The 10,372-nt window shown below is 43.6% G+C and carries 11 protein-coding genes and 2 pseudogenes; 4 read left to right on the top strand and 9 right to left on the bottom strand.

Annotation, left to right across the window (positions count from 1 at the left end; genetic code table 11):
• Positions 1 to 91: 91 nt before the first annotated feature.
• The 3 genes and pseudogenes from BGL89_RS12295 to BGL89_RS12285 form a co-directional block, all read right to left on the bottom strand.
• Positions 92 to 199, bottom strand: a pseudogene (locus BGL89_RS12295) (type II toxin-antitoxin system HicB family antitoxin); the annotation flags it as partial.
• 105 nt (positions 200 to 304) lie between these two features.
• Entirely contained in the window at positions 305 to 493 is a 189-nt protein-coding gene (locus BGL89_RS12290; protein WP_002766800.1) for a hypothetical protein, read from the bottom strand.
• A gap of 81 nt (positions 494 to 574) precedes the next feature.
• Positions 575 to 757: pseudogene (locus BGL89_RS12285) on the bottom strand (hypothetical protein); the annotation flags it as partial.
• 165 nt (positions 758 to 922) lie between these two features.
• Here BGL89_RS12285 and BGL89_RS12280 point away from each other — a divergent pair.
• The 4 genes from BGL89_RS12280 (at position 923) to BGL89_RS12265 (ending at position 5,680) form a co-directional block, all read left to right on the top strand.
• Complete coding sequence (locus BGL89_RS12280; RefSeq protein WP_286825945.1) at positions 923 to 1,222, top strand: type II toxin-antitoxin system Phd/YefM family antitoxin; 300 nt, start codon at positions 923 to 925, stop codon at positions 1,220 to 1,222.
• Positions 1,206 to 1,478: a Txe/YoeB family addiction module toxin gene (locus tag BGL89_RS12275; RefSeq protein ID WP_286825944.1), complete on the top strand. Its 273-nt coding sequence runs from the start codon at positions 1,206 to 1,208 to the stop codon at positions 1,476 to 1,478. Before BGL89_RS12280 ends, BGL89_RS12275 begins: the two co-directional genes overlap by 17 nt.
• A 447-nt stretch (positions 1,479 to 1,925) precedes the next feature.
• Positions 1,926 to 4,097, top strand: coding sequence for a glutamine synthetase III family protein (locus tag BGL89_RS12270; protein ID WP_286825943.1), 2,172 nt, complete (start codon positions 1,926 to 1,928; stop codon positions 4,095 to 4,097).
• Positions 4,098 to 4,210: 113 nt separating this feature from the next.
• Entirely contained in the window at positions 4,211 to 5,680 is a 1,470-nt protein-coding gene (locus tag BGL89_RS12265; RefSeq protein WP_286825942.1) for a carotenoid oxygenase family protein, read from the top strand.
• 44 nt (positions 5,681 to 5,724) lie between these two features.
• Here the strand turns inward: BGL89_RS12265 and BGL89_RS12260 are convergent, their stop codons facing one another.
• The 6 genes from BGL89_RS12260 to grxC all read right to left on the bottom strand — a co-directional run bounded on the left by BGL89_RS12260 (position 5,725) and on the right by grxC (position 9,914).
• Positions 5,725 to 6,600: a Tab2/Atab2 family RNA-binding protein gene (locus BGL89_RS12260; protein ID WP_286825941.1), complete on the bottom strand. Its 876-nt coding sequence runs from the start codon at positions 6,598 to 6,600 to the stop codon at positions 5,725 to 5,727.
• A gap of 207 nt (positions 6,601 to 6,807) precedes the next feature.
• Entirely contained in the window at positions 6,808 to 7,827 is a 1,020-nt protein-coding gene (locus tag BGL89_RS12255) for a glycosyltransferase (protein ID WP_286825940.1), read from the bottom strand.
• A 97-nt stretch (positions 7,828 to 7,924) separates the two neighbouring features.
• Complete coding sequence (locus BGL89_RS12250; protein ID WP_286825939.1) at positions 7,925 to 8,248, bottom strand: DUF3593 domain-containing protein; 324 nt, start codon at positions 8,246 to 8,248, stop codon at positions 7,925 to 7,927.
• A complete protein-coding gene (locus BGL89_RS12245; protein ID WP_286825938.1) occupies positions 8,241 to 8,552 on the bottom strand; it encodes a DUF2499 domain-containing protein in 312 nt (103 codons plus the stop codon). The genes BGL89_RS12250 and BGL89_RS12245 overlap by 8 nt, the downstream gene beginning before the upstream one ends.
• Before the next feature lie 102 nt (positions 8,553 to 8,654).
• The gene (gene gshB / locus BGL89_RS12240) at positions 8,655 to 9,638 is read right to left on the bottom strand and encodes a glutathione synthase (protein WP_286825937.1); all 984 of its coding nucleotides are present in this window, start codon (positions 9,636 to 9,638) and stop codon (positions 8,655 to 8,657) included.
• A gap of 15 nt (positions 9,639 to 9,653) precedes the next feature.
• A complete protein-coding gene (gene grxC / locus BGL89_RS12235; RefSeq protein ID WP_286825936.1) occupies positions 9,654 to 9,914 on the bottom strand; it encodes a glutaredoxin 3 in 261 nt (86 codons plus the stop codon).
• Between the last annotated feature and the right edge of the window lie 458 nt (positions 9,915 to 10,372).

Genomic DNA, 10,372 nt, shown 5'->3' with positions numbered 1-10,372 from the left:
TTTAACCGTGGTATGCAACGGTGGTTGAAGCAGAAACTTAAATCGTGAGGTTTAGGAATCGCCGCACTTTTAGGGCGGCGAGGATGTCAATAGCATATACTCCCTCAAATCCCGGAATTTCTCCATAAAAAGTTCCGTCTTCTAGAACTTCATAAGTGGCCAGTGCCATTGCTTGTTTTAGATATTTTGTTAGCATCATTGACAGGAATAAAGCTCAGTGATTATCTCGAAGATTGTTGATTTGATGATCAGTTGTTTTGACCCTAGCGATAATTTTGGCATTTTTCTCCAGAAAACGGGTTTCTCAAAGAAACCCGTTTTCTAGGTTTTCTAGCTGCTGTCTTCGTCTTTGACGATTTTCCGCTTCTAAGCGACTAATCGCTTCTTCTAATTGTAATCCAACTAATTCCATCTCTTGACAATTGCGGTGTGCTTTTGCCAAAGTTTGCTTAAGTTGATCAGAATCCCGGGGAAGCTGAGGAACAAAATCCATATTTAACTCCATTCAAGTTTAACTTCTTCGACACTACGCATCAAGGCAGGAATCCGCACTTGGGTTGTCTTAATGACTGTCGAGCGTTTCTGTATTAGGAATTTGAACATCAAAGGGAAAACCTTGATGAAAATCGACATCAGATAAGGCTGGATGCTGGATTTTTTGTAGCAGAAGCTGTTGTTCTTCGTCAGTTAAGGAAAGGATAATTTGAGCAAGAGAATCAATTAGTTTAGTATTGATTGCAGCAGCAGCTTGACTCATGATTAAACAAATGATTGGGAGTTAATTAATTATTTTAATCTAGTCTAGCGCGAGTTAGCAATCCCTAGTGATCGCCCTAAGTCCAGAAAACGGGTTTTTTAAAGAAACCCGTTTTCTAAGTTGATGAAATAAGCTAAAATCGAATCAACTCGTTGCCCTCGCCTTATGTTTTCTATCCAAACTACCTACACTCAAGCTCAAGAAAATTTAGCGAGCCTTCTGGATCGACTGGAAAGCGAGAATAGTATGGCGATTATTACGCGCCCTGGTCAAAAAGATATGGCACTATTAAGCGCAGAAGAATTAACTGGCTTATTAGAAACCGTTTATCTTTTGCGATCGCCTGCGAATGCTAGAAAGTTATTGGCAGCACTTGAACGTTCAATGGAGAGGGACGTTCAAACAATACCAGGACAGACAGTTACAGAACTTTGTCAGGAGTTAGGAATTGAACGCCAAGAGTAGGGCAATTGTCTTTGACAGCCAATTTCGGGAAGATTTGAGATGGTGGTATCAAACAGATAAAAAAATCGCCTTTCGCCTACTCGATCTCGTAGAATCTGTCACTGCTGATCCCTTTACTGGAATAGACAAACCAGAACCCATAAAGTATCTTGAAGCTAATAGCTGGTCATGCCGAATTACCACAGAACACCGTCTAGTCTATCGAGTCAAAGATGACCGCATCGAGTTTTTAGCAGCACGATATCACTATACTTAGGGTTGGCTACAGAAAACGGTTTTCTTTGAGAAACCCGTTTTCTGTAGAGGTAATGAGGCTCCTACACCGACGTGAATTTTATCGCTACTTTCCCTAAATATTTATTGATTATTTGTGGTTTTATCCAGCTTTTTTGATTAATTATTGTGGGTCAAGAGGGAGTGAGGTGCGATCGCTTGTGGAAGATAGGGTTTGAAATATTTGTAATGTTTGATACAAATCTCTGGATTATCTGTTCTTAAGATGAAGGCTGGTGTTGCTAATTGATCGGGAAAGAGGCGGGCGCAAGCAGATAAAAACCGCACAGAAGCTTGTGCCGTGGGATCGAAATTATTAAGCGGAGAATAGCCTCTGACCGGACTTCAACATCAAAGTTAGTAGGAAACTTGTCATCGCCTAAGTAAAGTAACCATTCATCCACGACACAACACAATAGGAAAAATACTTATGAGTTATGGAACGCGTGTTCAAGCTATCTCTCAAGTCACAGACCGTAAACCCCTACCGAGCAAAATTCCGCAACGTTTAGAGGCCTTGTGGGCAACCGATGTCTTTACCCTGAGCAAAATGCAGGCCAGTCTTCCCAAAGACGTATTCAAATCGGTCAAAAACACGATTTTAACTGGTGGAAAATTAGACGTTTCCATCGCCAGTGCGGTGGCGGCTGCGATGAAAGATTGGGCCACGTCCAAAGGGGCGCTGTACTATGCTCACGTCTTCTATCCGATGACTAACGCCACCGCCGAAAAACATGATGGTTTTATCTCCGTGCAGAGCGACGGTTCGGTGATCACAGAATTTACGGGCAAAGTCTTAGTACAGGGGGAACCGGACGGCTCCTCCTTTCCTAACGGCGGACTTCGCTCCACCTTTGAAGCGCGGGGTTACACCGCTTGGGATGTCACCAGTCCAGCCTACGTCATGGAGACGGATAATGGTGTAACCCTGTGTATCCCCACGGTGTTCATCTCTTGGACAGGAGAGGCCCTCGACAAAAAAACGCCGCTTTTACGCTCGATTTCATCGATGAGTAAAGCCGCCACCAGGGTGCTGAAGCTCTTAGGACATACGGAAGTCGCCCCCGTTAACTCCAGCTGCGGTGCTGAACAGGAATATTTCCTCGTAGATGCTCATTTTGCCCATAGTCGCCCCGATTTACTGCTCACCGGTCGCACCCTATTTGGTAAACCCGCCGCTAAGGGTCAACAGTTCGACGATCATTATTTTGGCGCGATTCCCGAACGGGTTCAGGTGTTTATGCAGGAAGTCGAGGAAAGAATGTATCGCCTCGGCATTCCGGCCAAAACCCGCCATAATGAAGTCGCTCCCGGACAGTTCGAGATTGCCCCCTTTTTCGAGGCTGCTAACGTGGCCAGTGACCATCAGCAGTTAATTATGACTTTGCTGAAAAGTACGGCTAAAAAACACGGTTTTGTTTGCCTACTGCACGAAAAACCCTTTGCGGGGATTAATGGTTCGGGAAAACACGTTAACTGGTCTGTCGGCAACGCTACCCAGGGCAATCTGCTGGATCCGGGCGATACTCCCCACGCTAATATGCAGTTTTTGTTATTCTGTGGGGCGGTTATTCGTGGTGTTCACAAGTACGGACCGCTTTTACGCGCAGTGGTGGCTACCGCCAGCAATGATCACCGTTTGGGGGCAAATGAAGCTCCTCCCGCCATTATTTCGGTATATTTGGGCAGCCAGTTAGAAAAGGTATTCGACCAAATTAGCCAAGGACAAATTGAGGGTTCTGATGCCCCAGGGTTGATGGATATGGGTGTCGATACCCTGCCGGTATTTCCCAAGGATCCCGGCGATCGCAATCGTACCTCTCCCTTTGCTTTTACGGGCAATCGCTTTGAATTCCGCGCCGTGGGTTCTAATCAGTCAGTTTCCGGGCCGCTGGTGGCGATGAACACGATTCTAGCCGATTCCCTGACTTGGGTGGCGGATAACTTAGAAAGCCAGATGAAAGCCGGAGCAGACCTCAATACTGCTGCCCAGGGTGTTCTCAAGGAGATCATGAACAAACACAGAAATGTGATCTTCGGAGGTAACGGATATTCCCCGGAATGGCACAAAATGGCGGTAGAAGAGCGCGGTTTAGCTAATCTCCGCACCACTGCCGATGCTTTACCCGTGCTAAAGGCCGATTATATCGAAGAACTGTTTACCCGCATGGGTGTGTTTACTCCCGTTGAACTGGAAAGTCGTTTTGATGTCTATGCGGAACAGTATTTACTGGCCATCGAGGTGGAGGCGAAACTGGTGGTAAGTATGGCTAAAACGATTATTTATCCCGCTGCCGTTCGCTACTTGTCGGAATTGTCATTGGCGATCGCTAATGCTGCGGCGATCGGTATCGAGATCGATAAGGAAAGCGCCCAAACTGTCTCGAATCTAATTAAATTACTGATGGATGGCGTTAGCAAACTGAGTGCGGCCATAGCTAAACAGGATTTTGCCTCGATCGAGGAACATATGCAGTATTCTGCTCAAACTATCCGTCCCTTGATGGATCAGGTGCGCGAATATGCTGACACACTGGAAGGGGAAGTAGCTGACAATTTCTGGCCTCTACCTACCTATCAAGAAATGTTGTTTGTTAAATAACACGACCGCAAGGAGGGGGTGAATAGCTGGAAAAATGATTCGCCACCCCCTTCTTTTTAGGTCTGGTAGTTTTAAGTTATGTTAAGAAAAGTAAATACAAACGTAAAACTACTATGGTATTAACTCCGACAATTGGCGAAAAATCCTATAATCGTCAGGATTGGCAAAAAGGCTATCAATCCCAACCTAACGAGTACGATTACGAGGTAGAAGACATCGAGGGGCAAATTCCCCCCGATTTACAGGGTACAGTCTTTAAAAACGGCCCCGGTTTACTGGATATCGCTGGCACTGCGATCGCTCATCCCTTCGATGGGGATGGTATGATCAGCGCGATTAGCTTCAATCATGGGCGCGTACATTATCGTAATCGTTTTGTGAAAACTGAGGGTTATCTCCAGGAACAGAAAGCGGGAAAACCCCTTTATCGCGGAGTTTTCGGCACGAAAAAACCGGGGGGAATTTTCGCCAATGCTTTTGATTTGCGTCTGAAAAATATTGCTAATACTAATGTTATCTACTGGGGTAATAAATTACTGGCACTTTGGGAAGCGGCCGAACCCCATCGCCTCGATGCTAAAACCCTTGATACTATTGGTTTAGACTATCTCGATGGTATCTTAGAAAAAGGCGATTCTTTTGCCGCTCATCCTCGCATCGATCCCGCTTGTATCTTCGATAATCATCAACCTTGTCTGGTAAATTTTGCCATTAAAACGGGTTTGTCGAGTGCTATTACTCTCTACGAAATTAGTCCCACGGGTAAGTTATTACGTCGTCATACCCACAGTATACCGGGCTTCTGTTTTATCCACGATTTTGTTATTACTCCCCACTACGCTATCTTTTTCCAAAACCCAGTTAGTTATAATCCTTTTCCTTTTCTTTTTGGGTTAAAAGGTGCGGGAGAATGCGTTATCAATCAACCGGACAAGTTAACTAAGATTATTATTATCCCCCGGGATACTAACAAAAGAGAAGTGAAAGTTTTAGAAACTCCATCGGGTTTTGTGTTCCATCATAGCAATGCTTTTGAACAAGGGGAGAAAATTTATATCGATTCTATTTGTTATCAATCCTTACCACAACTGGATTCAAATAGCAATTTTCAATCGGTAGATTTTGATAGTTTAGCTCCCGGACATCTGTGGCGATTTACACTAAATTTATCAGAAAATACCGTTACAAGAGAATGTATTCTAGAGCATTGTTGTGAGTTTCCCAGCATTAATCCTGCAAAAGTTGGTCAAGATTACCGTTATTTATACATCGCTGCCACTCATCATGCCACCGGTAATGCTCCTTTGCAAGCAATCTTAAAACTCGACCTATTAACGGGAGAAAAACAGTTACATTCTTTTGCTCCCCGGGGATTCGCAGGTGAGCCAATTTTTGTGCCTAAACCCGATGGAATTGCTGAAGATGATGGTTGGTTATTGGTAGTCACTTACGATGCGGCCAATCATCGATCGAATATGGTAATCTTAGATGCTAAAGATATCACTAATTCCCTAGGGATTATTCATCTTAAACATCATATTCCCTACGGGTTACACGGTAGTTGGACCAGACAATGTTTTTAAGTTAATTCTGTAGGGGTGGATTGAAAACCCACCTTTACTAAACTTTACTCTTGAGATCCTTCTTGTAATAGCCAAAAACCGGCGAAGGATTCCGATTCAGGGTTAGATTGAATGGCTAAAAAATGCAGATTATTCGCTTTTTGTTTAGCTTCTTCAAAGTTTTTGGCTTCGTTTAAAGTCTCGGCATTAGTGACGTTGACGAGAATCCAGCTATCACTAGCACCTGTTTCTAAACGTAGCAGAGGACGAGAACCAGTTTCTAACTTTAAATAGGCCATTTCTAACCCTGACATCCAACCAGCTAAGGGTAAAGCGCGGGGAGAAAAAATAACTAAACCGGGTATTTTGAGATTTTCATCTAATCCCATCCCTAGTGTAGGCAAATTTTCTCCGAAGCTAATATCCCAATCTTTTAAATCATTAAAAGAAGACAATTCTAGCGTGACAAAAGCCCATTTATCTGCCTTATCTCCCCGGACAGCATCGGGAAGGGGAACCGCATTTAAAGGAGGATAATTCACGGAAGCGGTTTTAGTTAAATTTTGATCATAACCAACTTCTTGAGGGTAGAAATTAACCATTCTTTCTTCTATCCATCTAGTTAAAGCATGAGTGCGACGACTAGGGGAAGCGGGAATACCGATATCCTCGCAAGCTTTGCTAATCATGTTATTCATCTGACGACGGAAAAAGCGAATTTTTTTGGGAGTTACCCCCGCTTCCTTGATAGCTGCAGTAATTGCCTCTCCTAACCATTGGGAATTAACCGTTGTATTAGGACAATAACTAGCATATTTAAATAGTGTATCGGAGGAGCGATCGATTGTTGCTGGAGTTTCACAGATTAATACTTCCCATCTTTTTTTATTATTTTCATCCACCACCGGCCGCGAATAAAAATCAAGTTCCCAAATAGTCATATTTTTTTCAGTTATCAGTTATCAGTTATCAGTTATCAGAACATAGGTTGGGTTGAAGCATGAAACCCAACACCCGCTCATGTTACGAAGTGCGCTAACCCATCCTACAAATAATTGTGCCTCCCTACTTAAGTGTGCAGTATGTATTAAGTGGGCAGTATTAAATAGCAGCTTCCTACTGTCTTTTTACTGTTTACTGTTTACTGTTCACTGCTCACTGAAAAATCCCCTATCCCCGACAACAGTACGAACGCGGTAGATAGGACGTTTTTGGGATTCATGGTAAGTTCGCATCAAAATTTCTGCCAAAAGACCAAAACAGAGTAATTGTACCCCAGTTAAAAAGAATAACACGGCCAGGATTAACAAAGGTCGATCGCCGATTTCTTGTCCGAAACCGAGTTTGAGAATAGTCAGATAAGTGCCTAAAATAATCCCCACTACCATCGATAAAAGTCCGTAGAATCCAAAAATGTGCATCGGACGGGTGAGGAACTTTTTCATAAAAAAGACAGTAAATAAGTCCATAATCACGCGAATTGTGCGACCTAAACCATATTTACTCTGTCCGAACCGTCTAGCGTGGTGATTAACGGGAATTTCGGTTATTTTTGCCCCTTCAATAAAAGCTAATGCGGGTAAAAAGCGATGTAATTCCCCGTAGAGATTCATATCGGCGACTAATTCGGCTCGATAGGCTTTCAAAGAACAACCGTAGTCGTGTAATTTGACCCCTGTTACCTTTGCTATCAGCCAATTAGCTATTTTTGAGGGTAAAAGCCGTTTTACCCGGTCATCTTGGCGATTTTTGCGCCAGCCACTCACGAGGTCATAACCTTCCTCTAATTTGGCCAATAATAGGGGTATATCATTGGGATCGTTCTGTAAATCGCCGTCGAGGGTAACGATGACCTGTCCCGTGGCATAATTAAATCCGGCAGCCATGGCGGGGGTTTGTCCGTAGTTGCGTCGCAATATTACCGCCTTGAGATCATCGCGATTTTTGGCTAAATTAGTTAAAACCTCGGTGGAACCGTCCTTAGAACCGTCGTCAACACAGATTATCTCGTAGTTAATTTGATAAGAACGCAAAATCGTGGCGATACTCTCGACGAGATGGGGGATACTGTCCACTTCGTTATAAATGGGAACCACTACCGATAAAGTCTGGATAGCAGCCTGCGGGTTTGGTTCGTTGACACTGATGGACGGTGTAATCGGGGACATAGTTGACTGACGCAGGGACGTTTTGGGGCGATTGTATCACAATTCAGTTATCAGTTATCAGATGCGAGTTGTCAGATGTGAGTTGTCAGTTCACTGATTACTGTTCACTGTTCACTGCTCCCTGTTCCCCTTTCTCTGTTTCCTTTTTCGCTAAAATTGCCTGACGAAAACCTAAGACGACGAGAATATTGGAGAGGGTGAGGAAAAGTTCGGCGCTGCCGTGTAACCAATCGACGTTAGCCAATTCTTGACCATAGTGGATTTTGGCGTAGATGCCGGCAGGAATGGTGATAAAAACGAAGATTAACAGCACATAAAAGCCAATTAAGGCTAAACGTGGCATTTTTCCCGAACGAGTGATCAACCAAAGAAACCCCAGATAGGGAAACAGGGAGATGGCAAATAAACTCTCTTTATTCATTGTTAACGCTAATTTTGCTGGAACGCCACAGCCACCAACCGGCAGCACAGAGGGTAAAATTTCCTAAGACAGTCATGGCTGCCTGTAGGGTGACTAACCAGGATAAGGCACTGATATTATCAAAAAAATGCCATGTGCAGGCACACATTGCCCCAATTAAAGCGGGTAACATTCCCCAAGATAACATTCGCCACGATCGATCGCTACTGATGTCGCCATAGGTCCAGACTAACCAGATCGCCACTATCCATTCTACGACACTCGATACATGAACCATCCACGTCGGTATTGATAAAGCATTCATTTTTTTTACAGGAGACAGTTATCAGTTATCAGATTTGAGTTTTAAGTGAGCAGTATTAAATAGAAGTTTCCTACTGTCTTTTCACTGATTACTGTTTACTGTTCACTGAAAATACTCCCCATTTCCCCAAAAATTTTCTAGCCATTTAATCACCTGTTGACCTAAGCTAACATTGTTTAATCGATCGATCTCGCGAATGCCGGTGGGACTGGTGACATTAACTTCCGTGAGATAGCCACCAATCACATCTAATCCGACAAAATATAGGCCATCTTCTCGTAATTTTGGGGCTAAAGTGGCACAGATTTCTAATTCTCGATCGGTGATTTCTGTTTTTGCCACTCGTCCACCCACGGCCATATTACCGCGAAATTCTGAACCGGTGGGAATACGATTAACTGCCCCGATCGGTTCACCATTGAGGGCAATAATGCGTTTATCTCCTTCTTGGGCAGCTGGTAAATAATCTTGAATCATTACCGGTTCTTGTCCCCATTTTGTGCTAATTTCAATCATTGAATTGAGATTGCGATCTTCGGGACTAAGAAATAAAATTCCCTCCCCTGCTTTGCCCCCTAAAGGTTTCATAACTGCCGCCCCTTTTTGTTTGACAAATTCCCTAATTGTCGCTTTATCTTGGGAAACAATTGTGGCGGGCATTACCTGAGAAAAGTGAATAGTATATAACTTTTCGTTGGCATGGCGTAAACCCCTAGTTGAGTTAATTACTTTGGTTTTTTTGGGGTCGATCAGGTCTAATAAATAGGTGGCATAAAGATAGGCAATCGTCACAGGTGGATCTTTTCGCATCCAGACAAAATCGAAGTTTTCTAGACAGGTTAAAACTGTCTCTTGTCTTTGATACCATTGAGATACAGCCACCCAATGATTATCTTTTAACTCCACAGGAACCAGTTCAATTCTGGTTAGTTTTGCCCAAGCTTTTCCCGCAATCGCACTGAGATCAGTGATGGAAGTCATCCAGACTTCATGGCCTAATAATTGGGCCGCTTCCATGATAGCTACACTGGTATCATGGCCCGGATCTAAATACTCGATCGGATCGATAATAAAGGCTAGTTTCATTAATAGTTTTTATCCTTAATTCTGCAACAGGGGAGCTAAACCACCACTTCTATCTAAAGCATGGATGTCATCGCAGCCCCCGATGTGTTGATCGTTTATAAAAATTTGTGGTACACTTGTACGACCATTGGCTCGATCGGACATTTTGGCTCGCGCTCTTTCATCACCATCGATACAATATTCGGTAAACTCCACCCCTTTTTTCTTGAGTAATGCTTTAGCGCGGATACAGAAAGGACAGGAACTCCAAGTATAGATCTCAACTTTAGCGGCCATAAAATTTATCTGTTTTCTTTACAGTTCTTAATTTTAGCCGATAACCGAGCAGTGATCTTCCTTCAGGTCAGAAAACGCCAATTAGGGCGATTCCACTGATATATTGCTTTTATTTCCCATTTTTAACCGTTTTGAAAGCGAATACGGCAACTAACAGGGCGAGAATCATCCTCACTTTCCTTTACTCCTATTACCTCCCAGGGAAACCAGTCGCAACTATCGGGAGCGTCTGCGGGAATCCATTCCCATTTGAGAGTGGTTTCAATCCCATCTCGATCCATGAGAGTGCTAAAAAAGCTGATTTCAAATGGTCACGATCCACGATAATCTAAGTATTGGGGAAATCATACCGTAAAATCACTCATCTTTGACATCCTCACCGCCGTAAACGGACGGTGATTCCCAAACCTCACGATTTGGGTTTCTGCTTCTTTCCCTTGCGGGGTTTCGCACCTGCC

The sequence above is a fragment of the Microcystis sp. LSC13-02 genome, from assembly GCA_002282935.1.
GTDB lineage: Bacteria > Cyanobacteriota > Cyanobacteriia > Cyanobacteriales > Microcystaceae > Microcystis.
This window is presented reverse-complemented; position numbering and strand designations above follow the sequence as displayed.

What these genes read in the sequence shown, in the direction of transcription:
- BGL89_RS12290 (WP_002766800.1), bottom strand. Translation starts at nt 493, where the DNA reads ATGGATTTTGTTCCTCAGCTTCCCCGGGATTCTGATCAACTTAAGCAA.
- BGL89_RS12280 (WP_286825945.1), top strand. Translation starts at nt 923, where the DNA reads ATGTTTTCTATCCAAACTACCTACACTCAAGCTCAAGAAAATTTAGCG.
- BGL89_RS12270 (WP_286825943.1), top strand. Translation starts at nt 1,926, where the DNA reads ATGAGTTATGGAACGCGTGTTCAAGCTATCTCTCAAGTCACAGACCGT.
- BGL89_RS12265 (WP_286825942.1), top strand. Translation starts at nt 4,211, where the DNA reads ATGGTATTAACTCCGACAATTGGCGAAAAATCCTATAATCGTCAGGAT.
- BGL89_RS12260 (WP_286825941.1), bottom strand. Translation starts at nt 6,600, where the DNA reads ATGACTATTTGGGAACTTGATTTTTATTCGCGGCCGGTGGTGGATGAA.
- BGL89_RS12255 (WP_286825940.1), bottom strand. Translation starts at nt 7,827, where the DNA reads ATGTCCCCGATTACACCGTCCATCAGTGTCAACGAACCAAACCCGCAG.
- BGL89_RS12250 (WP_286825939.1), bottom strand. Translation starts at nt 8,248, where the DNA reads ATGAATAAAGAGAGTTTATTTGCCATCTCCCTGTTTCCCTATCTGGGG.
- BGL89_RS12245 (WP_286825938.1), bottom strand. Translation starts at nt 8,552, where the DNA reads ATGAATGCTTTATCAATACCGACGTGGATGGTTCATGTATCGAGTGTC.
- gshB (WP_286825937.1), bottom strand. Translation starts at nt 9,638, where the DNA reads ATGAAACTAGCCTTTATTATCGATCCGATCGAGTATTTAGATCCGGGC.
- grxC (WP_286825936.1), bottom strand. Translation starts at nt 9,914, where the DNA reads ATGGCCGCTAAAGTTGAGATCTATACTTGGAGTTCCTGTCCTTTCTGT.